19 protein-coding genes and 1 pseudogene are annotated in these 24,389 nt (G+C 70.7%); 12 read left to right on the top strand and 8 right to left on the bottom strand.

The window, feature by feature from the left end; translation table 11 throughout:
* Positions 1–7 precede the first annotated feature (7 nt).
* Positions 8–1,780 carry a hypothetical protein gene (locus tag LY625_RS01990; RefSeq protein ID WP_233737324.1) on the top strand — a complete coding sequence of 591 codons (1,773 nt, stop codon included), beginning with the start codon at positions 8–10 and terminating at the stop codon, positions 1,778–1,780.
* A gap of 17 nt (positions 1,781–1,797) precedes the next feature.
* Here LY625_RS01990 and LY625_RS01985 read toward each other — a convergent pair whose 3' ends face one another.
* Positions 1,798–2,214 (bottom strand): cytochrome c, encoded by a 417-nt coding sequence (locus tag LY625_RS01985; protein WP_343223447.1) that lies wholly within the window; start codon positions 2,212–2,214, stop codon positions 1,798–1,800.
* 17 nt (positions 2,215–2,231) lie between these two features.
* The gene (locus LY625_RS01980) at positions 2,232–2,564 is read right to left on the bottom strand and encodes a cytochrome c (protein ID WP_233737560.1); all 333 of its coding nucleotides are present in this window, start codon (positions 2,562–2,564) and stop codon (positions 2,232–2,234) included.
* 262 nt (positions 2,565–2,826) lie between these two features.
* Between LY625_RS01980 and LY625_RS01975 the strand changes: the two genes are divergently transcribed.
* From LY625_RS01975 to LY625_RS01965, 3 genes and pseudogenes are all read left to right on the top strand, one after another.
* Entirely contained in the window at positions 2,827–4,008 is a 1,182-nt protein-coding gene (locus LY625_RS01975; RefSeq protein WP_233737323.1) for an efflux RND transporter periplasmic adaptor subunit, read from the top strand.
* A gap of 93 nt (positions 4,009–4,101) precedes the next feature.
* A pseudogene (locus tag LY625_RS01970) lies at positions 4,102–7,527 on the top strand (efflux RND transporter permease subunit); the annotation flags it as partial.
* Complete coding sequence (locus LY625_RS01965) at positions 7,524–10,622, top strand: efflux RND transporter permease subunit (RefSeq protein WP_233737321.1); 3,099 nt, start codon at positions 7,524–7,526, stop codon at positions 10,620–10,622. The pseudogene LY625_RS01970 and the gene LY625_RS01965, both read left to right, overlap by 4 nt.
* Before the next feature lie 115 nt (positions 10,623–10,737).
* Here the strand turns inward: LY625_RS01965 and LY625_RS01960 are convergent, their stop codons facing one another.
* From LY625_RS01960 to ykgO, 5 genes are all read right to left on the bottom strand, one after another.
* Positions 10,738–11,955 (bottom strand): TraB/GumN family protein, encoded by a 1,218-nt coding sequence (locus LY625_RS01960; RefSeq protein WP_233737320.1) that lies wholly within the window; start codon positions 11,953–11,955, stop codon positions 10,738–10,740.
* Positions 11,948–12,832: a carbon-nitrogen hydrolase gene (locus LY625_RS01955; RefSeq protein ID WP_233737319.1), complete on the bottom strand. Its 885-nt coding sequence runs from the start codon at positions 12,830–12,832 to the stop codon at positions 11,948–11,950. Before LY625_RS01955 ends, LY625_RS01960 begins: the two co-directional genes overlap by 8 nt.
* 16 nt (positions 12,833–12,848) lie before the next feature.
* Positions 12,849–13,880 (bottom strand): agmatine deiminase family protein, encoded by a 1,032-nt coding sequence (locus LY625_RS01950; protein WP_233737318.1) that lies wholly within the window; start codon positions 13,878–13,880, stop codon positions 12,849–12,851.
* A 17-nt stretch (positions 13,881–13,897) separates the two neighbouring features.
* Entirely contained in the window at positions 13,898–14,239 is a 342-nt protein-coding gene (locus LY625_RS01945; protein ID WP_233737317.1) for a hypothetical protein, read from the bottom strand.
* A gap of 161 nt (positions 14,240–14,400) precedes the next feature.
* A complete protein-coding gene (gene ykgO, locus LY625_RS01940; protein ID WP_005913193.1) occupies positions 14,401–14,526 on the bottom strand; it encodes a type B 50S ribosomal protein L36 in 126 nt (41 codons plus the stop codon).
* A gap of 131 nt (positions 14,527–14,657) precedes the next feature.
* On the opposite strand from ykgO, the gene cmk reads away from it, so the two are divergent.
* From cmk to galU, 8 genes are all read left to right on the top strand, one after another.
* Positions 14,658–15,371, top strand: a complete 714-nt coding sequence (gene cmk / locus LY625_RS01935; RefSeq protein WP_233737316.1) for a (d)CMP kinase — start codon at positions 14,658–14,660, stop codon at positions 15,369–15,371.
* Between the two features lie 211 nt (positions 15,372–15,582).
* On the top strand, positions 15,583–17,271 hold the full coding sequence (rpsA, locus tag LY625_RS01930) for a 30S ribosomal protein S1 (protein ID WP_233737315.1): 1,689 nt from the start codon (positions 15,583–15,585) through the stop codon (positions 17,269–17,271).
* A 156-nt stretch (positions 17,272–17,427) separates the two neighbouring features.
* Positions 17,428–17,730: an integration host factor subunit beta gene (locus LY625_RS01925; RefSeq protein ID WP_233737314.1), complete on the top strand. Its 303-nt coding sequence runs from the start codon at positions 17,428–17,430 to the stop codon at positions 17,728–17,730.
* Between the two features lie 72 nt (positions 17,731–17,802).
* Entirely contained in the window at positions 17,803–18,039 is a 237-nt protein-coding gene (locus tag LY625_RS01920; RefSeq protein WP_233737313.1) for a lipopolysaccharide assembly protein LapA domain-containing protein, read from the top strand.
* 4 nt (positions 18,040–18,043) lie between these two features.
* Positions 18,044–19,222 carry a lipopolysaccharide assembly protein LapB gene (gene lapB / locus LY625_RS01915; RefSeq protein ID WP_233737312.1) on the top strand — a complete coding sequence of 393 codons (1,179 nt, stop codon included), beginning with the start codon at positions 18,044–18,046 and terminating at the stop codon, positions 19,220–19,222.
* Positions 19,223–19,225: 3 nt separating this feature from the next.
* The gene (locus LY625_RS01910) at positions 19,226–20,242 is read left to right on the top strand and encodes a hypothetical protein (protein ID WP_233737311.1); all 1,017 of its coding nucleotides are present in this window, start codon (positions 19,226–19,228) and stop codon (positions 20,240–20,242) included.
* Positions 20,243–20,255: 13 nt separating this feature from the next.
* A complete protein-coding gene (locus LY625_RS01905) occupies positions 20,256–22,172 on the top strand; it encodes a nucleoside-diphosphate sugar epimerase/dehydratase (protein ID WP_233737310.1) in 1,917 nt (638 codons plus the stop codon).
* Positions 22,173–23,072: a UTP--glucose-1-phosphate uridylyltransferase GalU gene (gene galU, locus LY625_RS01900; protein WP_233737309.1), complete on the top strand. Its 900-nt coding sequence runs from the start codon at positions 22,173–22,175 to the stop codon at positions 23,070–23,072.
* A gap of 108 nt (positions 23,073–23,180) precedes the next feature.
* Here the strand turns inward: galU and LY625_RS01895 are convergent, their stop codons facing one another.
* Complete coding sequence (locus tag LY625_RS01895) at positions 23,181–24,389, bottom strand: acetyl-CoA C-acyltransferase (protein WP_233737308.1); 1,209 nt, start codon at positions 24,387–24,389, stop codon at positions 23,181–23,183.

The raw sequence follows: 24,389 nt of genomic DNA, 5'->3' as shown, positions 1-24,389 counted from the left end.
GTCGTTGATGCCCACGGCTGACGCATACATCCAGGCACTCCAGCGGCGCATGCGCCTGCATGCGTACCGCACCCGCGGCGCCGGCGACATGCCGCCGGGCTGGGACGAGTGGTTCCGGCAGCCACCACCCCCACCCGAAGCGGCGGCGCACGTGGAGGCGATCGTCGCCGAGCTGGCGGCCCGGCCACCGCGCGCGCCGGGCCCGGCGGTGGGTGACCCCGGTCCCTGGCGCGCCTTCGCCGCGCTCTGGCGGCAGCACTGGGAACCCGAAGACCCGGAAGACCGCCCGCTGCGCGTATTCGCCGGCGGGTTTTCGGTTTTATGGCACCTGCTGCTGTTCTTCGCCTTGCTCTGGCTGCTGCTGACCGGCATCAGTCCGGGCGATGCGGCCCGCCAGGGCGAAGAGGACGTGGTGCAGGTGCAGTTCATCGGCGAAGGCACGCCGGACGAGGTCGGCGGTGGGGCCGGGGACACGGCGGCACCGGTGCCCATGCCCGATCCAGCTCCCGTGACCGCACCCGCGGCTCCTGCCGCCACCGCCGTCCCGGCGACGGCCGCGACACCCGCGCTGGCCGAGCCCGCGCCGGCCGCGGAAGCGGGCTTGCCGGCCCCGGCATTCGAGGTGCGGCCCGCGACCGGCCAGCCCGAATTGCCGGCCAGCATCGCCGCACCCGCCGAGCGCGAGGTCCCGATGCCGCAGCCGGTCGAGCAACGCCTGCAGGTCACCGAGCCGGTGTCCGAGGACACCACCGCCGATTTCCTGCTGCCGCCGCCAAGCCTGGACGTGCACCGCGCCCTGGCGACCCCGGAACTGCAGGCGCCGGCACGAAACGCGGCCGAGCGCGAGATCCCGGCGCCACCCCGGCGCCTGGAACCGGCCCGGGTCGCGGCCCCGGAGCTCGCCGGGCCGATGCTGCAGCTGCCTTCAAGAACGCCTGGCGAGCGCGAGCTGCCGATGCCGGTCACCACGCCGCTTCCGCCCGCGCCCGAGCTCCGCCGTCCTGCGCCCGCGGCGCCGCAGCCATCGCTGGATCCGGCCGAGCGGGTCGCCCGCGAGCGCGCGATCCCGATGCCGGAACGGCCCGCCGCGCCGGCAGGGCAGGCGCCCGCGGACCCGGCCGTGCACGTCGCGGCCGCATCCGACACTGCGGCCGCGCCGCCGGCGGTGGCCGGCCGGGCGCCGGATATCGCCGGGGATGCTCCGCCCGCGGGCGAGGCCGGGCAGGCGTCGTCAGCCGAGGCCAATGCGCCCGCTGCGGCGACCACCGCCGGCCCGCGGCCGACGCCGGCGCCGGGTGGCTGGCCGGATCCGGGCCGGGCGGACGACTGGGGTGGCGCGGACACCGCGCGCGACGGCGGCCAGGCCGGACAGCCCGCCGGCCTGTTCGACAGCGATGGCCGGGTCCGGCTGGCCGATACGCCGGGCAGCAGTGCCACCGGGAACGCGCCGGGCACCATCACCGAGGAGATCGAGAACCTGGACCGTGCCGGTACCTGGCTGCGGCGTCCGCCGACCGACTACGAGCCGACGTCCTTCGACCGCTTCTGGCAGCCGAACGAGACCCTGCTGGAGGAGTGGGTGCGGCGCAGCGTCACCACCGTGCGCATCCCGATTCCCGGCACCAGCAAGACCATCGTGTGCCAGACGGTGATGCTGGCACTCGGGGGCGGCTGCGGCATCGAGGACCCGAACATGGTCGAGCAGCCGGCCAGCGCACGGCCGCCGCCGGACATCCCGTTCAAGCCGGAACTCCAGGAAGGCGGGGGAACCGGCGGCTGAGGCGCCGCCGGCAGGCGTCAGTTGTGCGCGCCCTGCAGCGAGCGCAGCTGCGAGTCGCGGCTGGCGAAGTACACGCTGATGTCGGCGACCTGCTGGTCGGACAGTCCCTGCGCCTGCATCGACATCAGGGCGTGGTCGCGGGTGCCGTCGCGGTAGGCACGCAGTGCATAAGCGAGGTAGTCGCCGAACTGCCCGCCTAGGCGGGGATAGCTGGCGTCGATCGGAGCGTTGCCGTCGGCGCCGTGGCAGTCGATGCAGGACTGGCCGGTGGCCGCGCCCTTGGCATTGGCCAGCTGCTCGCCGGCGGCGATGTTGCCCTTGGGCATGCCCGGCAGCGCCGCCCCGGCGCCGGCCGGGGCCTCGGAGGTGCAGGCCGCCAGCGAGAGGAGGGCCGCCGCGGCCAGCGGAGCAAGGAAGAAGCGGGTCTTGGTCATTGTTCTGGCTCCCGTGCTCACTGCAGGCCGGAAAGGAAGGCGGCGATGTCGGCGATGTCCTGGTCGCTGAACCCCTGCGCCTGCGCCTGCATCGTGGGATGGCTGCGGGTGCCGCGGCGGTATTCGACCAGCGCGTTGACCAGGTAGGTCTGCGACTGGCCGCCGATCTTGGGCACGTGGTAGTTCGGGTAGGCGTTCTTGTAGCCGGCAATGCCGTGGCAGCCCACGCAGGTGTAGGTGAGCTGGTGGCCACGGGCAGGGTCGCCGGCAGCGGGTGCCGCGTCCTGGGCCCCGGCGGGCGCGGCGAACAGGCCAAGTGTCAGGCAGGCGGCAATGGTCAGCGGTCGCATCATGTTCTAGTCCGCGTTCTCTTGTTGCTGGCAGGTGGACATGGCCAGGGAGCCTTCGACCCCCTCCCTGACCCGCAATCGTCCGAGTATAGCTTCTGTTCACGTTCGCACACATCCATGGCCGCAAGCTGCGATCCGGCAGCGCCCGTCAGTCACCGTGACCTTTGGCGGATGGGGCGGAGGGCGCCTGGTGATATACCTATCTACTACACCGGCACAAGCCGGCCCGACGCCCGTCCCACCACCTTACTCCGGACTCCCGATGCGACAGCCAGTCTCCCGCCGCGCACGCCACCGCGGCTTCTTTCGTGCCTCTGCTGCTGCCACCCGCCTGTCGCTGATCGGGAGTGTCCTGCTCGGGGGCGTCCTTGTCGCCGGTGGCCTGACCGCCTGTGGCGGTCCCGGCCAAGGCCCGGGCGAGGCGACCGCCGAGGCGGAAGCCGCGCCGGTGCCGGTGGAGGTGGCGCTCGCCGAGCGGCGGCCGATGGCCGCCAGCTACACCGGTACCGCCGCGCTGGAGGCGCCCGGGGAGGCCCAGGTGGTGGCCAAGACTTCCGGCGTCGCGCTCGAGGTGCTGGTGGCCGAGGGCGAGAGGATCAAGGCAGGGCAGGTGCTGGTGCGCCTGGATTCGGACCGCGCACGGCTGCAGGAGGCCCAGACCGGGGCCCAGATGCGCAAGCTGGAAGCGGAGTTCGCGCGCTCGCAGTCGCTGGCCGAGCAGCAACTGCTGTCGGCGGCCGACTTCGACCGGATCCGCTTCGACCTGGAGAACGCCCGGGCCGCCAACCGTCTCGCCCAGCTGGAAGTGTCCTACGCCAACGTCACCTCGCCGATCTCCGGCGTGGTGGCCCAGGTCACGCCCAAGCACGGCAACTTCGTGCAGATCAACACGCCGATCGTGCGGGTGGTCGACACCTCGCGGCTGGAGGCGACCCTGAACGTGCCCGAACGCGAACTGGCCACCCTGCGCGCCGGGCAGCCGGTGACGCTGCAGGTGGATGCGTTGCCGGGCCAGGATTTTGAGGGCCGGATCGACCGCATCTCGCCGGTGGTCGACGCCGGTAGCGGCACCTTCCGGGTGATCGCGGCGTTCGAGGGCAGGGAGCGCCTGCAGCCGGGCATGTTCGGCCGCCTGCGGATCGACTACGACCAGCGTGCCGACGCGCTGGTGGTGCCGCGCGCGGCGCTGGTCGACGCGCAGGGTGTGAAGGCCGAAGTGCTGGTGGTCGACGACGGCATCGCCGTGCGCACGCCGGTCGAGCTGGGCTATGTCGACGGCGCCTGGGTCGAGGTCCGCGAGGGCGTGGCCCCCGGGGCCCGGGTGGTGGTCGCCGGCAAGGCCGCGGTGCGCGATGGCGGCAAGGTCACCGTGATCGACCCGGATGCCCCGGCGGTCGCCGCCGGCCAGGCGGGTGATGCCGCCCCCGCTGCCGTCCAGGACTGACCCGGGAGCCCGAACATGACCGACACGCCGCACGATCCCGCGCGCGCGGGACAGCCGCGCCCGGACGCGCCGGATTCCGCACCGGGCTTCAGCCTGGTCGAGTTCTCCACCCGCCGTCGGGTCACCGTGGCGATGCTGATGATCAGCCTGGTGCTGTTCGGGTTGATCGCGCTGGGCAACCTCAAGGTCAACCTGTTGCCGGACCTGAGCTATCCGACGCTCACGGTGCGCACCGAGTACACCGGCGCCGCGCCGGCGGAGATCGAGACCCTCATCACCGAGCGGGTGGAGGAGGCGGTCGGCGTGGTCAAGGGCCTGCGCCGGCTGAAGTCGGTCTCGCGCACCGGGCAGAGCGACGTGGTGCTGGAGTTCGCCTGGGGCACCGACATGGACCAGGCCAGCCTAGAGGTCCGCGACAAGATGGAAGCGCTGCAGCTTCCGCTGGACGCCGAGCCGCCGGTGCTGCTGCGTTTCAATCCCTCCACCGAACCGATCGTGCGGCTGGCGCTCGCGGCCACCGCGGCCGAGGACGACGCGGCGCTGACCGGACTGCGCCAGTACGCGGACGAGGACCTGAGGAAGCGGCTGGAGCCGGTCACCGGCGTGGCCGCGGTCAAGGTGGCCGGCGGCTACGAGGACGAGATCCAAGTGCTGATCGACCAGCAGAAACTGGCCCAGCTCAACCTGCCGTTGTCGACCGTGGTCCAGCGCCTGGCGCAGGAGAACGTCAACCTGTCCGGCGGCAGCCTGGAGGAGGGGTCGCAGCGCTACCTGGTGCGCACCGTCAACCAGTTCGCCAGCGTCGAGGAGATCGGCGCGATGCTGGTCACCGTGCGCAGCGCCGGCAATGACGCGGCGGAATCGGCGGCGATGGAGATGGCCCGGGTCGCGGCGGCCACCGGTTCGTCGGCGGCCATGGCCGCGGCGGCCTCGGTGCAGACCGCTTCCGGTGGCGGCAACACGGTGGCCGGCGGGGTGCCGGTGCGCCTGCGCGACGTGGCCGAGGTGCGCAGCGGCCACAAGGAGCGCGATGCGATCATCCGCCTGGACGGACACGAGGCGGTCGAGCTGGCCATCTACAAGGAGGGTGACGCCAACACCGTGTCCACCGCGGAGGCGGTCCATGCCCGGCTGGAGCAGATCCGCGGGCAGGTGCCCGCGGGCATCGGGCTGACCGTGATCGAGGACCAGTCGACCTTCATCCGCCAGGCGATCGACGACCTGAAGAAGGATGCGGTGATCGGCGGCCTGCTGGCGATCCTGGTGATCTTCCTGTTCCTGCGCGACGGCTGGAGCACGTTCGTGATCGGCCTGTCGCTGCCGGTCTCGATCATCACCACGTTCTTCTTCATGGACCAGCTGGACCTGAGCCTGAACGTGATGAGCCTGGGCGGGCTGGCGCTGGCGACCGGACTGGTGGTGGACGACTCGATCGTGGTGCTGGAGTCGATCGCCAAGGCGCGCGAGCGTGGGCTGGGCATCCTGCAGGCGGCGGTCGCCGGGACCCGCGAGGTCAGCATGGCGGTGGTCGCCTCGACCCTGACCACCATCGCGGTGTTCCTGCCGCTGGTGTTCGTGGAAGGCATCGCCGGGCAGCTGTTCAGGGACCAGGCGCTGACGGTGGCGATCGCGATCGCGATCTCGCTGCTGGTGGCGATGATGCTGATCCCGATGCTCACCGCACTGAAGGGGCGCGCGCCGCTGGCCTTCCCGGAGGAAGCGCCGCGCCCGGCGTGGCAGCCGCGCTCGAGGCTGGGCCGGCCGGCGGCGGCCACCCGCCGCGGGATCTCCGGCAGCGTGCGCTTCCTGTTCTTCGGCATCGCCTGGCTGTTCGTGCGCGCCTGGCGCGGGCTGGTACGCGTGGTCGCCCCGGTGATGGGCAGGGCCAGCGACCTGGCGATGGCGCCCTACGGGCGCGCCGAGCGCGGCTACCTGCGCCTGTTGCCGTCCGCGCTGGCGCGCCCGGCGCTGACGCTTGGAACGGCGGTGCTGGTGTTCGTGGCGGCGATGGCGATGGTGCCGCTGCTGGGCGCGGACCTGATCCCGCAGCTGGCCCAGGACCGCTTCACCATGACCGCCAAGCTGCCGCCGGGCACGCCGCTGCGCGAGACCGACGCGCTGGTGGCGAAGGTCCAGTCGCGGCATGCCGGCGAGGCCGGCGTGCATGCGCTGTACGGTGTCAGCGGCAGCGGCACGCGGCTGGACGCCAGCCCCACCGAGAGCGGCGACAACATCGGCAAGCTGACCGTGGTGATGGCCGGTGGCGGCAGCCAGCAGGTCGAGGCCACGGTGACCGAGCACCTGCGCGCGACCATGCGCGACTACCCGGAAGCGCAGGTCGACTTCGCCCGGCCGGAACTGCTGAGCTTCTCCACCCCGCTGGAGATCGAGCTGTCCGGCCATGACCTGGGCGAGCTGGAGACCGCCGGCCGGCAGCTCGCGGCGATGCTGCGCTCCAGTCCGAACTACGCCGACGTCAGCTCGACGGTGGAGCAGGGCTACCCGGAGATCCAGATCATCTTCGACCAGGAGCGCGCGGCGGCCTACGGGCTGACCACCCGCGACATCGCCGACGTGGTGGTGACCAAGGTGCGCGGCGAGGTGGCCACCCGCTACAGCTTCCAGGACCGCAAGATCGACGTGCTGGTCCGGGCGCGCGAAGGCGACCGCACCTCGGTGGCCTCGATCGGCGACCTGCTGGTGCCGGCGCCCGGCGGTGCCGCGGTGCGGCTGTCGAGCGTCGCCGACGTGGTCCCGACCACCGGCCCGAGCGAGATCCACCGTGCCGACCAGGTGCGCGTGGCGGTGGTCTCGGCCAACCTGCGCGGCATCGACCTGGGCACCGCGGTGGAGGACGTGCGGCGGATGGTCGCCGCCCAGCCGCTGGCGGGCGTGGGCATGCACATCGGCGGCCAGGGCGAGGAGCTGGCCGAGTCGGCGCGTTCGCTGATGTTCGCCTTCGGCCTGGCGATCTTCCTGGTCTACCTGGTGATGGCCTCGCAGTTCGAGTCGCTGCTGCACCCGTTCGTGATCCTGTTCACCATTCCGCTGGCGATGGTCGGCGCGGTGCTGGCGCTGCTGGTGACCGGCCACACCATCTCGGTGGTGGTGTTCATCGGCCTGATCCTGCTGGTCGGGCTGGTGACCAAGAACGCGATCATCCTGATCGACAAGGTCAACCAGCTGCGCGAGGCCGGGGTGGCCAAGCGCGAGGCGCTGATCGAGGGTGCGCGTTCGCGCCTGCGGCCGATCATCATGACCACGCTGTGCACGCTGTTCGGCTTCCTGCCACTGGCGCTGGCCACCGGGGCCGGCGCCGAGGTCCGCTCGCCGATGGCGATCGCGGTGATCGGCGGGCTGGTGGTGTCGACGCTACTGACCCTGGTGGTGATCCCGGTGGTCTACGACCTGCTCGACCGCCGTGCCGACGGCTATTACCGCGAACGTGCCCGTCGCATCGCCGTTGACGGCGCGGCGGCTGACGGCGCCGGCGACGAGGGCACGGAGCAGCCGGCATGAGTATCGCCGAGCTGAGCCTGCGGCGGCCGGTCACCACCATCATGCTGTTCGTGTCGATGGTGGTGATCGGGCTGATCGCCGCGTTCCGGCTGCCGCTGGAGGCGCTGCCGGATGTCTCCGCGCCGTTCCTGTACGTGCAGCTGCCGTACGAGGGCTCCACGCCGGAGGAGGTCGAACGCACGGTGCTGCGCCCGGCCGAGGAGGCGCTGGCGACCATGACCGGCATCAAGCGGATGCAGGGCAACGCCACCGCCGATGGCGCCGGGGTGTTCATGGAGTTCTCCGACTGGGACCGCGACATCGCCATCGCCGCCTCGGAGGCGCGCGAGCGGATCGACGCGATCCGCGGCGAGCTGCCCGACGACCTGCGCCGCTACTTCGTCCACAAGTGGTCGACCAGCGACCAGCCGGTGCTGCAGGTGCGGCTGGCCGGCAGCACCGACCTGCGCTGGCAGTACGACCTGATCGACCGCGAGTTCCGAGGCCACCTGGAGCGCATCGCGGGTGTGGCGCGGGTGGAGATCGGCGGCGCGGCGGCCAACGAGGTCGAGGTCGCCATCGATCCCGACCGGCTGGTCGCGCACGGCATCGACCTCAACCAGCTGACCCAGCGCCTGCAGCAGGCGAACTTCTCGGTGTCGGCGGGCGAGATCGAGGATGCCGGCCGGCGGCTGCGGGTGCAGCCCAGGGGCGAGCTGGAGGACATCGAGCAGTTGCGCGGACTGGTGCTCGACGAGCGCGGTACCCGCCTGGGCGACATCGCCACGGTGAACTACCAGCCGGCCCGGCTGCAGATGGGCCGGCGGCTGGACGGCCGCCCCGCGGTGGGCCTGGAGATCTACAAGGAGCGCGGCGCGAACCTGGTGGAGGTCTCGCGGCTGGTCAAGGAGGAGGTCGAGCGGATCCGCGCGCGCCCCGAACTGGGCGGGATCGAGGTCAAGGTCATCAACGACATGGGCGAGGAGGTCACCGATTCGCTGCTGGAGCTGGGCGAGGCCGGGCTGGTCGGCCTGCTGCTGTCGATCGCGGTGCTGTTCTTCTTCCTGCGTCACTGGCCGTCGACGCTGATGGTCACCCTGGCGATCCCGATCTGCTTCGTGATGACGCTGGGCTTCATGTACTTCGCCGGGGTCACCCTGAACGTGCTCAGCCTGATGGGCCTGCTGCTGGCGGTCGGCATGCTGGTCGACAACGCGGTGGTGGTGGTGGAGAGCATCTACCAGGAGCGCGAGCGGATGCCCGACCAGCCGATGCTCGCCTCGATCCTCGGTACCCGCCACGTGGCGATCGCGCTGTCGGCCGGCACCCTGTCGCACGTCATCGTGTTCGTGCCCAACCTGCTAAGCGAGACCAACAACATCACCATCTTCATGGCGCAGATCGCGATCACCATCTCGGTCTCGCTGCTGGCGTCGTGGCTGGTCGCGGTGAGCCTGATCCCGATGCTCTCGGCGCGCATGAAGACCCCGCCGGCGGTGCACAGCCCGGACGGGCTGATCGCCCGCATGCAGCGCCGCTACGCGCGCCTGCTGCGCTGGACCCTGGAGCACCGGGGCTGGAGCGTGGCCGGCATCGTGGCGATCATGCTGCTCAGCATCGTGCCGATGACCCAGACCCAGTTCGACATGTTCAGCGATGGCAGCACCGACCAGGTCCAGATCGGCTACCGCTGGCATGGCAACTACCCGCTGGAGGAGGTCTCCGCCGAGGTCGCGCGGGTCGAGGACTACCTGCAGGCGCATCGCGAGGCGCTGCGGATCCGCCAGGTCTATTCGTGGTTCTCGGAAGGCGGCAACGCCGGTACCCAGGTCGACTTCGTCGCCGGCAGCGGCCGGGTCGAGCAGCTGGTCGAGCAGATCCGCGAGGGGATCCCGAAGTCGGCGCGCGCCGAGATCCGGGTCGGCTCGCAGGGCGGGCAGGGCGGCGGCGGTGGTGGTGGCGGGCAGAACCTGCAGGTCGAGCTGGTGGGCGACTCCACCGCCGTGCTGCAGGAGCTGGCCACCGATGTGCTGCCGCTGCTGCAGGCCGAGCCGGCGCTGCGCGATGTGCGGATCGACCAGGGCGATACCGGCAACGAGCTGCGGGTGCGGGTGGACCGCGAGCGTGCCGCCTCGTTCGGCTTCAGCGCCGAGCAGGTCTCGCGCTTCGTCGGCTTGGCGCTGCGCGGCGCGCAGCTGCGCGAGTTCCGCCGCGGGCAGGACGAGATCCCGGTCTGGGTGCGCTTCGAGGGCGCCCAGGAGTACGGGATGGAGGACCTGGCCTCGTTCACCGTCACCGCGCCCGACGGGCGCAGCGTGCCGCTGATGAGCATGGTCGAGATCACCGCCAGTCCGGTGGCCTCGCGGATCCAGCGCAGCGACCGCCAGACCTCGCTGCCGATCGTCGCCAACCTGGCCCCGGACGCGACCACCCAGCAGGCCCGCCAGGCGATGGAGCGGGCGCTGGGTCGCATCGCTTTCCCGCCGGGCTACGGCCACAGCTTCGGCGGCAGCAGCTTCGAGGAAGACGCCCAGGCGATGAACCAGATGCTGTTCAACACCCTGCTGGCGCTGGTGATGATCTACGTGGTGATGGCGGCGGTGTTCGAGTCGCTGCTGTTCCCCTCGGCGATCATGAGCTGCGTGGTGTTCTCGATCTTCGGCGTGTTCTGGCTGTTCTGGATCACCGGCACCTCGTTCTCGGTGATGGCCTTCATCGGCATCCTGGTGCTGATGGGCGTGGTGGTGAACAACGGCATCGTGATGGTCGAGCACATCAACAACCGTCGCCGTGGCGGCATGGGCCGGACCGACGCGCTGGTCGAGGGCAGCCGCGAGCGCCTGCGGCCGATCCTGATGACCATGGGCACGGCGATCCTGGCGATGATCCCGATCTCGCTGAGCGAGACGGTGGTGCTGGGCGGGCTGACCTATTCGCCGATGGCCCGCGCGGTCGCGGGCGGATTGGCGTTCTCGACGGTGGTCAGCCTGCTGTTCCTGCCGACCATCTACGCGATCCTGGATGACCTGAGCATCGCCACAAAGCGCCTGCTGCGGCGGGCGCGGGGGGAACAGGCGGGTGGCCAGGCGGGTGGAGTGGCGACGCCGGGGGCGTGAGGTTGCGGCGCAATACGCCTTCGGCTATTGCGCCCTGCGTGCACCGGCGACCGCAGGGCGCAACAGGCGGAACGCCGTATTGCGCCGTATGCCGGCTCGCGACACCTCGCCCCCCTTACCCGAACAACCGCCCCAGCATCCGCAGCCCACCCGTCCAGACGCCGATCGCCGTACCCAGGCTGGTGAGGAAGAAGTTCAGCAGCACCCGGGCCACCCGGTTGCGCCACCAGCCGCGCACGCTCTGCACATCGTCGCGCAGGGCCAGGAAGTCGGCGTAGGTCGGCTTGCGGATCCAGGCTTCGGTCAGCGCGCTCAGGGTGCCGGAGGCCAGTGCCGGATGCAGCGGGGTGATGGGCGAGGCGAGGAAGGCCACCAGGATGCTCAGCGGATGCCCGCCGGCGATGGTGCAGCCAATCGCGCCGAGGATGCCGGTGGCCAGCACCCACTGCAGCAGCAGGTCGGCCCCCACGTCCAGCCCACCCTGCCAGAAGCCCCAGGCGAAGCCGCCGACCACGAACGCGGCCAGGCCGAGGGTGAACCAGGGGATGCTGCTCTTTTCCGCAATCGACTCGAGATCGGCGCGCACCGCGGCGGCGGGTTCCCGGTCCTCGCGCAGGTGCGCGGCCAGGCCCCGCAGGTGCCCGGCGCCGACCACCGCGAGCACCCGCACCTCGCCGTCCAGGTTGGTGTCCTGGCGCAGCTGGCGCAGGCGCGCGGCCATGTAGCGGTCGCGCTCGGCGATCACGGTCTCGTAGATCTCCGGGCTGTCGCTGGCGAACTCCTCGAAGCTGGCCTCGAGCATGTCGCCCTGCTTGAGCTTTTCGATCTGCTCGCCGCTGACCTCCTCGTTGACGAACAGCGAGGTCAGCAGGCCGCCGCCCAGCTTCGCCCGGCCCCACCAGCCCAGGCTGGCGGAGGCGCGGCGGAAGGTCAGGCCGACGTCACGGTCGATCAGGTGCACCGGCAACTCGCGGGCGCGGGCCTCCAGCACCGCGCGCTTGAGCTCGGCGCCCGGCTCGATGCCCAACTGCTCGGCCAGCCGCCGCTGGTAGCCCGCCAGCGCCAGGTTGGCGGCGAACATCGCGGTGCGCCCGGAGCGGATGACCTCCACCAGGTCGAGCCGGGCCAGCGAGTCGGCGTCGGTCAGGGCCTGCAGCCGCTGCGGGTCCAGCTCCACGGCGACGGCGTCGAACTGCCCGCTGCCGATCGCATCGCGCACCGCTTCCACGCTCTCGCGCGAGACGTGGGCGGTGCCCAGCAGCAGGTAGTGCACGCCGTCGCGTTCGACCTGCTCGTACGGCTGGCCGTGCAGGAGTCCGGCCGGATCAGTCACGGTACCGCCGGAGCAGGTCGCCGTAGGCATCGATCCGGCGGTCGCGCAGGAACGGCCAGATCCGCCGCACGTCCTCGCTGCGCTTCATGTCGAGCTCGGCCATCAGGACCTGCGCGCCGGTGTCGGCCAGCGCGAGGAACTCGCCCTGCGGCCCGAGCACGTGGCTATGGCCCCAGAAGTCCACCCCCGAGGCACCGAGCGGCGAGGGCTCGTGACCGACCCGGTTGCACGACAGCACCGGCAGGCCGTTGGCCACGGCGTGGCCGCGGTGGCTGAGGATCCAGGCATCGCGCTGGCGGTCCTTCTCGGGCTGGTCGTCGAGCGGATCCCAGCCGATCGCGGTGGGGTAGAGCAGGACCTCGGCACCGGCCAGTGCCATCAGCCGCGCGGCCTCCGGGTACCACTGGTCCCAGCACACCAGCACGCCCAGGCGCCCGACCGAAGTGTCGATCGGCTCGAAGCCCAGGTCCCCCGGGGTGAAGTAGAACTTCTCGTAGAAGCCCGGGTCGTCGGGGATGTGCATCTTGCGGTACCTGCCGGCCAGCGAGCCGTCGGCCTCCAGCACCACTGCGGTGTTGTGGTACAGCCCGGCGGCGCGGCGCTCGAACAGCGAGGCCACGATCACCACCGAGTGCCGCGCGGCAAGCCGGCCCAGCCGCTCGGTGCTGGGGCCGGGGATCGGCTCGGCCAGGTCGAACTCGTCGACGCATTCGTGCTGGCAGAAGTAGGCGCCGTTGTGCAGCTCCTGCAGCAGCACCAGCTTCGCGCCCTGCGCGGCGGCCTCGGCCACCCGCTGTTCGATGACGGCCAGGTTGGCCTCGGCATCGCCGTGGTTGCACTCCTGCACCAGGGCGACGGGAAGGATGTCGTGCTTCATGGGGAACTCCGTCGTGTCAGGCGAGGACGCCGGCGGGCAGCTGCATGGTGATGCAGTGCAGGCTGCCGTTCTGCCAGATCAGCGGCTTGCACGGCACCTGGATGATCTCGCGCCCGGGGAAGGCCTCGGCCAGCACCGCGGCCGCACGCCCGTCGGCAGGGTCATCGTAGGCCGGCATCAGTACCGCGCCGTTGATGACCAGGAAATTGGCGTAGCTGGCGGCCAGGCGGCGGCCGTCGTCGAGTACCGGCCGTGGCCACGGGAGCTCGAACAGCCGGTAGGGACGGCCGTCGGCGGTGCGCAGCGCGGCGAGTTCGGTCGCCATCCGCAGCAGCTCGTCATGGTGCGTGTCCTGCGGATCGTCGCAGCCCTGGTAGACGATCGCGTCGGCGGCGGCGAAGCGGGCGAGGGTGTCGACGTGGGCATCGGTGTCGTCGCCTTCCAGGTAGCCGTGGTCCAGCCACAGCACCCGGTCCTGGTGCAGGCTGGCGGCCAGCGCCGCACCGACCTCGTCGCGGCTCTTGCCGGGGTGCCGCTCGGCCAGGCACTGCCAGGTGCTGAGCAGGGTGCCGGCGCCGTCGGTCTCGATGGCACCGCCCTCGAGGGCGAAGTCGATGTCCACGTGGCGGGCCGCGGTGAACACCCCGCGCTCCACCAGTCCTTCTACCAGGCGGTCATCGCGCGAGGCGCCGAACTTCCCGCCCCAGCCGGTGAAACGGAAGTCCAGCAGCTCGAAACCCTCGGCGCCATGCAGGGTCACCGGCCCGGTATCGCGCAGCCAGGTGTCGTCGTATTCGATCTCGATGAACCGCACCCGGTCCATGTCCACCCGGGCCGAGGACAGCCGGGCCCGGGCGTAGGCCTCCACGTCCTCGTCGGCGACGCACGCCACGACCGGCTGGAAGCGGGTGATCGCCGCGACCAGCGCGATATAGGTTTCCTCGACCTCGCCCAGGCGGGCGGCCCAGTCGGTCCCGGCGTGGGGCCAGGCGATCAGGATGGCGGATTGCGGCTCCCACTCGGCGGGGAAGCGTGCGGACTTGCTCATTCGGTCTCCGGCGGCGCTCAAAGCACCGGGGGCTTGGGCCCGATCTCGTTGGGGTGCGCGCGGTTGGCGACCACGTCGATGACGCGGTCCTGCTCGAAGTAGACGGTGAACTGCGGGTAGGACCAGCGGTTGATGGTCGGCCACTGCGACTTCTGGCCGCCGCGCGGGTCGAGCCGCTCGGACGGTTCGCCGAAGCGCGAGACGACCTGGGCCATGGTCTGCCCGCGTACCGGCACCACGGCCTGTTGCTTGCCGGCGGCGCGGTCGATCAACAGGGTGTCGGCATGGGCGTCGCCGGCGGCGAGGCTGGCGGTCGCCAGGAGGGCGAGCAGCGGCAATGCGGCAATGGTCTTGTTCATCCGGGTTCCCCGTGTTGGCGTTTTGTCCGTGTGCCGCCGGCCGGCGGCACTCCCCGGGCGGATTGTACGCAGCGGCCCGCGCATGCGTGCCGCCCGCGGTCCCACAACGAAGAAAGCCGCCCGGGGGCGGCTTTCGACGGTGCAGGCCGGGGCCGGCGGTCTCAGCGCTGGCGCGCCTTGAAACGCGGGTTCGACTTGCAGATCACGAAGACCTTGCCGCGACGGCGAACGACCTTGCAGTCGCGGTGACGGGTCTTCGCCGACTTCAGGGAGGACAGGACCTTCATGACAGACCTCGGTGCGAGTGTTGATTCGGCAAGCCCGCAAGTCTAGCCCGCATGCGGAGCGGCGCGCAAGTGGCCATGCAGGGTGCGATGGGCATGGCCGGCTGCGCCACGGGACCGGATAATGGCGCCCCATGGACAATGACACGCAACCGACCGGCGCCGCGCCGGTCCTGACCATCGATGGCCCGTCCGGCTCGGGCAAGGGCACCATCAGCCGCCTGGTGGCCGAGCGCCTGGGCTGGCACTACCTGGACTCGGGCGCGCTGTACCGCGCGGTGGGGGTCGCCGCCGGCTGGGGCGACATCGACCTGGCCGATCCCGCGGCCCTGGTGCGCTGCACCTTCGACACCGTGGTCGACTTCCGCGAAGAGGGCGGCGAACTGCGGGTGCTGGTGAACGGCAGCGACGCCACCGGGGAACTGCGGACCGAGACCGCCGGCGCGGCGGCGTCCGCGATCGCCGCCATCCCCGAGGTCCGCGAGGCGTTGAAGGAGCGCCAGCGCGCATTCAGGCAAGCGCCCGGGCTGGTTGCCGACGGCCGCGACATGGGCACGGTGATCTTCCCCGATGCCGGGGCCAAGGTGTTCCTGACCGCCAGTGCCGAGGAGCGGGCGGAGCGCCGCTATAAGCAGTTGAGCGACAAGGGGGTTTCCGTTAACCTGAGCGGTCTGCTGCGGGAGATCCTCGCCCGCGATGCGCGCGATGCCAGCCGCGCGGTGGCGCCGCTCCGTCCGGCCGCCGACGCGGTCACGGTCGATACCACCGGGCTGGACATCGAGGAAGTCGTCGGGCGCGTGCTTGCGGTCGTCTCGCAAGCCGGCCGTGGCCGGTCGCAGCAGTCGTAGCAGCAATACGCAACACCGCGGTACGCAACACGCAATGACGAAGTAACGCAGCAAGCCCCGCCGCACGACGCGGCGGATCCACCAACCAGACCGGTGTGGCCTGTCCGCACCATATCAAACGGGTGGGCCAGGCAAGGCCGCCGCACGGCACGTCCAGCGCCGGCGGATCCACGGCAGCCGAGGCCCGTTTGTCAAACCGGAAAATTTTCCAATGACCGAATCATTTGCCGAACTGTTCGAACAGAGCGAGGCCCGCCTCGCCAAGCTGAAGCCGGGTGCCATCGTCACCGGCCATGTTGTCGAGATCCGCGGCGACGTGGTGGTGATCAACGCCGGGCTGAAGTCCGAAGGCATCGTGCCGATCGAGCAGTTCCGGAACGAGGAGGGCGAGCTCGAGGTGGCCGTCGGCGACGACGTCAAGGTCGCGCTCGACGCCATCGAGAACGGCTTCGGCGAGACCATCCTCTCGCGCGAGAAGGCCAAGCGCGCCATGGTGTGGGACGAGCTCGAGGAAGCCCTCGAGAACAACGAGACCATCACCGGCCGCATCAGCGGCAAGGTCAAGGGCGGCTTCACCGTCGACATCAAGGACGTGCGCGGCTTCCTGCCGGGCTCGCTGGTCGACGTGCGCCCGGTGCGCGACTCGACCTACCTCGAGGGCAAGGAGCTGGAGTTCAAGCTCATCAAGCTCGACCGCAAGCGCAACAACATCGTGGTTTCCCGCCGTGCCGTCGTCGAGAGCGAGCACTCCGAGGAGCGCGAGGCGCTGATGGAGAAGCTGGTCGAGGGCGCCGTGCTCAAGGGCGTGGTCAAGAACCTCACCGATTACGGTGCGTTCGTCGACCTCGGCGGCATCGACGGCCTGCTGCACATCACCGACATGGCCTGGAAGCGCGTGCGCCATCCGTCCGAGGTGGTCGAGGTCGGCCAGGAACTGGACGTCCGCGTGCTCAAGTACGACCGCGAGCGCAACCGCGTCAGCCTGGGCCTGAAGCAGCTGGGCGAGGATCCGTGGGACAACATCTCCCGCCGCTACCCGTCCGAGACCCGCGTGTTCGGCAAGGTCTCCAACGTCACCGACTACGGTGCGTTCGTCGAGATCGAGCCGGGCGTCGAGGGCCTGGTGCACGTGTCCGAGATGGACTGGACCAACAAGAACGTCAACCCGTCCAAGATCGTGCAGGTCGGCGACGAGGTCCAGGTCATGGTGCTGGACGTGGACGAGGAGCGTCGCCGCATCTCGCTGGGCATGAAGCAGGTCACCTCCAACCCGTGGGAGACCTTCGCCGTCCTGCACAAGAAGGGCGACAAGGTCGAGGGCCAGGTCAAGTCGATCACCGACTTCGGCATCTTCATCGGCCTGGACGGCGGCATCGATGGCCTGGTGCACCTGTCGGACATCAGCTGGAACACCACCGGCGAGGACATCGTCCGCGAGTTCAAGAAGGGCGATACCGTCGAGGCCGTGGTGCTGGCGGTGGACCCGGAGCGCGAGCGCATCAGCCTGGGCATCAAGCAGATGGAGCAGGATCCGTTCGGCCAGTACATGGCGTCGAACACCCGTGGCTCGGTCGTCACCGGCACCATCAAGGAAGTGGACGCCAAGGGCGCGCTGGTCGAACTGGCCGACGGCATCGAGGGCTACATCGCCGCGCGCGACATCTCGCGTGACCGCGTGGACGATGCCAGCAAGGTGCTGAAGGTGGGCGAGGAGGTCGAGGCGCGCTTCATCGGGATGGACCGCAAGGGCCGCCAGATGCAGCTGTCGATCAAGGCCAAGGACGAGGCGGAGATGCAGGAAGCCGTCTCCGACTACAACCGCGCCAGTGCCGACGCTGCCAGTGGCACCACCAAGCTGGGCGCGCTGCTGCGCGAGCAGCTGGGCAACAAGTCCGAGTAAGCTGCGGACCGTGGTGGTGCCCGCTTTGCGGGCGCCACCTGTCGATGGCGGCCCGGCCCCGTGGTCGGGCCGTCTTCGTATCAGCCGGCGCTGGAGGCCGGCACCGGGCGTGGCCCGACTTCTTTCCCGGCCCCGGGACCCGGCAAGAAACCGACCATGACCAAATCCGAACTAATCGAGATGCTCTCGCGCCGCCAGCCGCACCTGAAGGCCGAGGACGTGGACCTGGCAGTGAAGACGCTGCTCGAGGCCATGGCCGCGACCCTGGCCGACGGCGAGCGGATCGAGATCCGCGGGTTCGGCAGCTTTTCGCTGCACTACCGTCCGCCACGCATGGGCCGCAACCCCAAGACCGGTGAACCGGTCGCCCTGGCGGGCAAGCATGTCCCCCATTTCAAGCCCGGCAAGGAGCTGCGCGAGCGCGTCAGCGACGTGATGCCGGTCGACGAGAACGACTGACGCCGCGCTGTGGCTGCAGGCCCGCCCGGGCGGCTAAGCTTGTCGCCCCTGTGCAGCCGTCCTGGAGCCACCATGCGTCTGATCCGATTGCTGATCGCGATTGCCTGCATCCTGCTGGGCGCCCTTGTGGGTGCGCTCAACGTGCAGCCGGTGGTCGTCAACCTCGGCTTCGCCGGGATCCCCGCCAACCTGGGCATCGCGCTGATCGTCGCGCTGCTGCTGGGCGCGTTGCTGGGCGGCCTGGCGGTCGCGGCCGGGCGGATGCGGCCGGCTGGCGCACCGCCTCCGCCCCCGGCCGGGAGGCCCTGAGCGGATGGACTTCATCAGCGAGTGGTTCTGGTTCTTCCTGCTGCTGCCGATCGCGGCGGTCAGCGGGTGGGTGGTCGGCCGGCGCGGTGGCGAGCGCCACAGCGACACCCAGGTCAGCCGCCTGTCGACGACCTATTTCCGCGGCCTGAACTACCTGCTCAACGAGCAGCCCGACAAGGCGATCGAGCTGTTCCTGCACATCGCCGAGCTCGACAAGGACACCTTCGAGACCCAGGTCGCGCTGGGCCACCTGTTCCGCCGCCGCGGCGAGGTCGACCGCGCCATCCGCCTGCACCAGGCGCTGGTGCAGCGTCCGGGGCTCAGCGACCCGCAGAAGGTCCAGGCGCTGCTGGCGCTGGGCGAGGACTACATGCGCGCCGGGCTGCTGGACCGCGCCGAGACCGTGTTCAGCGACCTGGTCGACCTGGACATGCGCGCGCCGCTGGCGCTGCGGCACCTGATCAACATCTACCAGGCCGAGCGCGACTGGCCCAAGGCGATCGAGAACGCCCGGCGCTACGAAGACGCGACCGACGAGCCGATGGGCAAGCTGATCGCCCAGTTCGAGTGCGAGCTGGCCGACCGGCATCGCGCCAACGGCGACGAGGCGGCCGCGCGCGACGCCGTTGCCCGCGCCTACCAGGCCGACGCCAACTCGGTCCGCGCGGGCATGCTCGAGGGCCGCATCGAGGTCGAGGCCGGCAACGAGGTCGCCGCGATCCGCGCCTTCGAGCGGGTGGCCCGCCACGACCCGGACTACCTGCCGGAAGTGATGCCGGCGCTGCTGGCCTGCTACGAGCGGGTCGGCGACCCCACCGGTGCGCGCGCCTTCCTGTCGGAGATGAGCGAGCACTACCGCGGCATCGCCCCGGTGCTGGCGCTCACCCGGATGCTGGAGGGCCAGGACGGCGTGCCGGCGGCCCGTGCGTTCCTGGCCAAGGAACTCAAGGACCGGCCCTCGGTCCGCGGCGAGGCGGCGCTGATCGAGCTCAGCCTGGCCGAGGGCGCCGATCCGGTCGCGACCCTGAAGGACCTGGGCAACATCACCGACCAGTTGCTGGTGCGCAATCCGAGTTACCGCTGCAACCGTTGCGGCTTCGGCGCGCGCAGCCACCATTGGCAATGCCCCAGCTGCAAGGAATGGGGCTCGATCAAGCCGATGCTGAACTACGCCGTGGTGTGAACGGTGGCCATTCCGGTACCCGTTGCTGCCGCGTGGGCGGTCTTTGCCGTGCTGGCCGCCGCGGCGGCGCTGGGTACCTGGCTGGCGCGCGCATACGCCGTGCACCGGGACCTGCTCGACCATCCCGGTGAGCGTCGCAGCCACTCCACGGCCACGCCGAGGGGGGGCGGGATCGCGATCGTGGCGGTGCTGCTGCTGGGCCTTGCCGGGGCGGCGGCGGGACTTGCCGGACCGGTGCATCCGGGCGTCGCCGGGGCATTCGCCGTGGGACTGGCGCTGGTCGCGCTGGTCGGCCTGCTGGATGACCACCGGCCGCTCTCGCCCTGGCTGCGGCTGGTGGTGCACGCGGTGGCGGCGGCGGTGTTCGCGCTTGCCCTGTGGCGGGCCGGGGGCGCGTGGCCGCTCGCGGCTGCGGTGTTCGCGGCGATCCTGGTGCTGGTCAATGTCTGGAACTTCATGGACGGGATCAACGGCATCGCCGCAAGCCAGGCGCTGCTGGTGGCGGCCGGGCTGGCAGCGGCGCTGGACGGGGGCGGCTTCCTGGTCGCCCTGGCCCTGGCGGCGGCATGCGCGGGCTTCCTGCCGTACAATTTCCCGCGCGCCCGGATCTTCATGGGTGACGTGGGCAGTGGTGCGCTCGGTTTTGCACTGGCGGCGCTGGGGGGCGTGTTCGGCGCCGGCGCCGGCCCGGCGTCCGGCTTGCTGCTGTTCCTGCCGTTGTCGGCGTTCCTGGTCGACGCGGGGCTGACCCTCGGCCGGCGCGTCGTGCGCGGTGAGCGCTGGTGGACGCCGCATGTCCAGCACGCCTACCAGGCTTGGGCACGCCGGGTGGGGCATGTGCCGGTCACGCTCGCCTATGGCGCGTGGACCGTGGCGGGACTGGTGCTTGCCTGGGCCTGCAGGGACGTGGACGCCGTCTTCATCCTCTGCATCTGCGCGGGGTGGTATACCGGCGCGGCTTCAATCTGGTGGCTGCTCCAGCGGCACGGCCGATCCGGCGGAGAAACGGGAACCGAATGAGCGAGGAGTACGCATGACGGGTTGGCGCGACCGCTGGGCCGGGACGCTGCCGAGGCTGGCCGTGGTCGTCCACGACCTGGCGATGGTCTGGCTGGTGTGGCAGGGCCTGCACTGGCTGCGTTTCGGGGTCATGGTCAACCCGCCGCCAATGCCGTGGCTGTCCCCGGAGGTCGGGCTGGTGCTCGCCGCGCAGGGGCTGGTGTTCTGGCGGGTGGGCCTTTACCGGGGCCTGTGGCGCTTCGCCAGCGTCCCGGACCTGTGGAACATCTTCAAGGCCTCGGCGCTGGGCCTGGTGGCGATCGTGCTGGCGCTGTTCCTGTACAACCGCATGGACCTGGTCTCGCGCACCGTGGTCGTGCTGTACCCCCTGGTCCTGATGGGCATGCTGGGCGCCCCGCGCCTGCTGTACCGCGCCTGGAAGGACAGCGGCATGGACCGGGGCGGGGAGGGGACCACCCGCATCCTGATCCTGGGCGCCGGCCACTCCGGCGAAGCCCTGGTGCGCGACCTGCGGCGGCTGGGGCACTACCACCCGGTCGGTTTCCTGGACGATGCCAGACGGCTGCGCGGCACCAAGGTGCAAGGCGTGCCGGTGCTCGGCAAGGTCGAGGACGTCGCCGAGATCGCCCGGGAGACCGCCGCGCGCCTGCTGGTGATCGCGATGCCGTCGGCGGACGCGGAGGCGATGCGCCGGGTGGTGGGCGCGTGCGAGCATTCCGGCCTGCCGTTCCGCATGGTCCCGCGGCTGCGCGACGTGCTGGACGGCAGCTCGCAGCCGGGCCAGCTGAAAGAGGTCGCGATCGAGGACCTGCTCGGGCGCCAGCCGGTGCTGCCGGACTGGAAGTCGATCCGGTCCTGGCTGGGGGCGCGCTCGGTGCTGGTGACTGGGGCCGGGGGCTCGATCGGTTCCGAGCTGTGCCGGCAGTGCGCCCGCCATGGCGCGCGCCGGATCACCCTGGTGGAGACCAACGAGCTTGCCCTGATCCGCGCCGAGGCATCGCTGCGCCGGGACTTCCCCGACCTCGACTTCGCCTGCGTGCTGGGTGACTGCGGCGACCCGGCGGTGGTGGCGCATGCGCTCGCACTGGCCCAGCCGGAGGCGGTCTTCCACGCCGCCGCCTACAAGCACGTGCCACTGCTGGAGGGCCAGCTGCGCGAGGCGGTGCGCAACAACGTGCTGGCCACCGAAACCCTGGCGCGCGCCTGCCGCGATGCCCAGGTCGGCACCTTCGTGCTGATCTCCACCGACAAGGCGGTCGACCCCGGGAACATCCTGGGGGCGACCAAGCGGATGGCCGAGATGGTCTGCCAGGGGCTGGCCGACCAGCGGCATACGCGCTTCGTCACCGTGCGCTTCGGCAACGTGCTCGACTCGGCCGGCAGCGTGGTGCCGCTGTTCCGCGAGCAGATCCGCAAGGGCGGGCCGGTGACCGTCACCGATCCGGAGGTCACCCGCTACTTCATGACCATCCCGGAGGCCTGCCAGCTGATCCTGCAGGCCGCGGCCATCGGCACCCACGAGGCGATCTACACCCTGGACATGGGCGAGCCGGTGCCGATCCGGCTGCTGGCCGAACAGATGGTGCGCCTGGCCGGCAAGCAGCTGGGGCGTGATGTCTCGATCGTCTACACCGGCCTGCGTCCGGGCGAGAAGCTGCACGAGACGCTGTTCCATGCCGACGAGCGCTACCGCGCCACCAGCCACCCGAAGATCCTCCAGGCCGAACCGCGCGACGTCTCGGCCGGCGAGATCGGCACCGCGGTGACCTCGCTGCGTGACGCATCGGCCTGCTACGACCTGGACCGGTTGCAGCGGCTGCTGGCCTCCGCCGTACCCGAGTTCAAGCCCATCGGCCAGCCACCCCGTCCGCGGGAGGCTGTGCCGCCCACCGTGGTGGCGTTTCCGTCACGTACTGCCAGGAAGGTGTAGATGTCCCGACGTATCCGTACTGCCGTGTTCCCGGTCGCCGGGCTGGGGACGCGGTTCCTGCCCGCAACCAAGACCGTGCCCAAGGAGATGCTGCCGATCATCGACCGGCCGTTGATCCAGTACGCCGTGGACGAGGCCATCCAGGCCGGTTGCGAGACCCTGGTGTTCGTCACCAACCGCTACAAGCACGCGGTGGCGGACTATTTCGACAAGGCCTACGAGTTGGAGCAGAAGCTCGAGCGTGCCGGCAAGACCGAGCAGCTGGAGCTTGTCCGCAGCACCATCCCCGACCGGGTGAGGGCGGTGTTCGTGACCCAGACCGAGGCGCTGGGGCTGGGCCATGCGGTGCTGTGCGCCAAGCCGGTGGTGGGCGCTGAGCCGTTCGCGGTGCTGCTGCCCGACGACCTGATCTGGAACCGGGGTCCCGGCGCGCTGAGCCAGATGGCCGATGTCGCCGAAGCGACCGGCGGCAGCGTCATCGCGGTGCAGGACGTGCCGGCGGAAAAGACCGCCAGCTACGGCATCGTCGCCACCGAAGACTTCAGCGAACGGCAGGGGCGGATCACCGGGATCGTCGAGAAGCCGCAGCCGGACGACGCCCCCAGCACGCTGGCGGTCGTGGGGCGGTACGTGCTCACGCCGCGGATCTTCGATCTGCTGGAGTCCACCGAGCCCGGTGCCGGCGGCGAGATCCAGCTCACCGATGCGATCGCCCGCCTGCTCCAGGAACAGCAGGTCGATGCCTACCGGTTCCGCGGTACCCGCTTCGACTGCGGCACCCACATCGGCCTGGTCGAGGCGACCATCCGCTACGCCCTCGACAACGAGAAGCTGAGCGAGGCCGCCCAGGTGCTGATGCAGGATGCGTTGAAGGAGCTCGGGGTCACCGAGCTGGATTGAGGCGTGCAGATCCGGCGCAATAGCCGCCCATCGGGCGGCGTATTGCGCCGCACGCCAAACCACGACATACCGGCACGCCCAAATTGCACGCGCCGGCTTGCGGTGAGGTCACAAGGCCTCGAAAATCCCCGCCGCCCCCATGCCGGTGCCGATGCACATCGTCACCATGCCGTACTTCTGCTGGCGGCGGCGCAACCCGTGGACCAGCGTCGCCGTGCGGACCGCGCCGGTCGCGCCGAGCGGATGGCCCAGGGCGATCGCGCCGCCGAGCGGATTGACCTTGTCCGGGTCCAGCCCGACGTCCCGGATCACCGCCAGCGCCTGCGCGGCGAAGGCCTCGTTGAGTTCGATCCAGTCCATCTGGTCGCGGGTCAGGCCTGCCTGCTCCAGCGCCTTGGGAATCGCGGCGATCGGGCCGATGCCCATCACCTCCGGCCGCACGCCGGCGACCGAGAAGCTGACGAAGCGCGCCAGCGGGGTCAGCCCGTAGTCCTTGACCGCCTTCTCCGAGGCCAGCATCACCGCCCCGGCGCCGTCGGACATCTGCGAGCTGTTGCCCGCGGTCACCGTGCCGCCGAACTGGCCGTTGCGGAAGACCGTGCGCAGCTTCGCCAGCCCTTCGGCGCTGGTATCCGGCCGCGGGCCCTCGTCGGTGTCGACCACGGTCTTCTTCTCGCGGATGCTCCCGGTGCGCAGGTCGGGCAGGTGGGAGACGATCTCGTAGGGGCTGATCTCGTCGCGGAACTCGCCGGCCTCGATCGCCTTCAGCGCCTTCTGGTGGGATGCCAGGGCGAAGGCGTCCTGGTCCTCGCGCGAGACCTTCCATTCCTCCGAGACCTTCTCGGCGGTGATGCCCATGCCGTAGGCGATCGCGACGTTCTCGTCGCTGGCAAACACCTGCGGGCTCATGGCCACCTTGTGGCCCATCATCGGCACCATGCTCATGCTCTCGGTGCCGCCGGCGAGCATCAGGTCGGCGTGGCCGAGCCGGATCTGGTCGGCCGCCAGCGCGACCGCCTGCAGCCCCGAGGAGCAGAAGCGGTTGATGGTCTGCGCCGGCACCGTGTCCGGCAGGCCGGCCAGCAGCGCACCGATGCGGGCGACGTTCATGCCCTGCTCGGCCTCGGGCATGGCGCAGCCGATGATCACGTCGGCGATGCGGCTAGTGTCGACACCCGGCGCCTGGGCGACCACGGCGCGCAGCACGTGCGCGAGCATCTCGTCGGGCCGGGTGTTGCGGAACACGCCCCGCGGCGCCTTGCCGACCGGAGTGCGGGTGGCGGCGACGATGTAGGCGTCCTGGATCTGTCTGGTCAT

The organism is Lysobacter sp. GX 14042 (assembly GCF_021390425.1).
Classification (GTDB): domain Bacteria; phylum Pseudomonadota; class Gammaproteobacteria; order Xanthomonadales; family Xanthomonadaceae; genus Novilysobacter.
The sequence above is the reverse complement of the archived record's forward strand: the minus strand, read 5'-3'. Positions and strand labels throughout refer to the sequence as shown.

Coding starts and splice junctions, on each gene's coding strand:
- LY625_RS01990 (WP_233737324.1), top strand. CDS start 8: ATGCCCACGGCTGACGCATACATCCAGGCACTCCAGCGGCGCATGCGC.
- LY625_RS01985 (WP_343223447.1), bottom strand. CDS start 2,214: ATGACCAAGACCCGCTTCTTCCTTGCTCCGCTGGCCGCGGCGGCCCTC.
- LY625_RS01980 (WP_233737560.1), bottom strand. CDS start 2,564: ATGCGACCGCTGACCATTGCCGCCTGCCTGACACTTGGCCTGTTCGCC.
- LY625_RS01975 (WP_233737323.1), top strand. CDS start 2,827: ATGCGACAGCCAGTCTCCCGCCGCGCACGCCACCGCGGCTTCTTTCGT.
- LY625_RS01965 (WP_233737321.1), top strand. CDS start 7,524: ATGAGTATCGCCGAGCTGAGCCTGCGGCGGCCGGTCACCACCATCATG.
- LY625_RS01955 (WP_233737319.1), bottom strand. CDS start 12,832: ATGAAGCACGACATCCTTCCCGTCGCCCTGGTGCAGGAGTGCAACCAC.
- LY625_RS01950 (WP_233737318.1), bottom strand. CDS start 13,880: ATGAGCAAGTCCGCACGCTTCCCCGCCGAGTGGGAGCCGCAATCCGCC.
- LY625_RS01945 (WP_233737317.1), bottom strand. CDS start 14,239: ATGAACAAGACCATTGCCGCATTGCCGCTGCTCGCCCTCCTGGCGACC.
- ykgO (WP_005913193.1), bottom strand. CDS start 14,526: ATGAAGGTCCTGTCCTCCCTGAAGTCGGCGAAGACCCGTCACCGCGAC.
- cmk (WP_233737316.1), top strand. CDS start 14,658: ATGGACAATGACACGCAACCGACCGGCGCCGCGCCGGTCCTGACCATC.
- rpsA (WP_233737315.1), top strand. CDS start 15,583: ATGACCGAATCATTTGCCGAACTGTTCGAACAGAGCGAGGCCCGCCTC.
- LY625_RS01925 (WP_233737314.1), top strand. CDS start 17,428: ATGACCAAATCCGAACTAATCGAGATGCTCTCGCGCCGCCAGCCGCAC.
- LY625_RS01920 (WP_233737313.1), top strand. CDS start 17,803: ATGCGTCTGATCCGATTGCTGATCGCGATTGCCTGCATCCTGCTGGGC.
- lapB (WP_233737312.1), top strand. CDS start 18,044: ATGGACTTCATCAGCGAGTGGTTCTGGTTCTTCCTGCTGCTGCCGATC.
- LY625_RS01905 (WP_233737310.1), top strand. CDS start 20,256: ATGACGGGTTGGCGCGACCGCTGGGCCGGGACGCTGCCGAGGCTGGCC.
- galU (WP_233737309.1), top strand. CDS start 22,173: ATGTCCCGACGTATCCGTACTGCCGTGTTCCCGGTCGCCGGGCTGGGG.
- LY625_RS01895 (WP_233737308.1), bottom strand. CDS start 24,389: ATGACCAGACAGATCCAGGACGCCTACATCGTCGCCGCCACCCGCACT.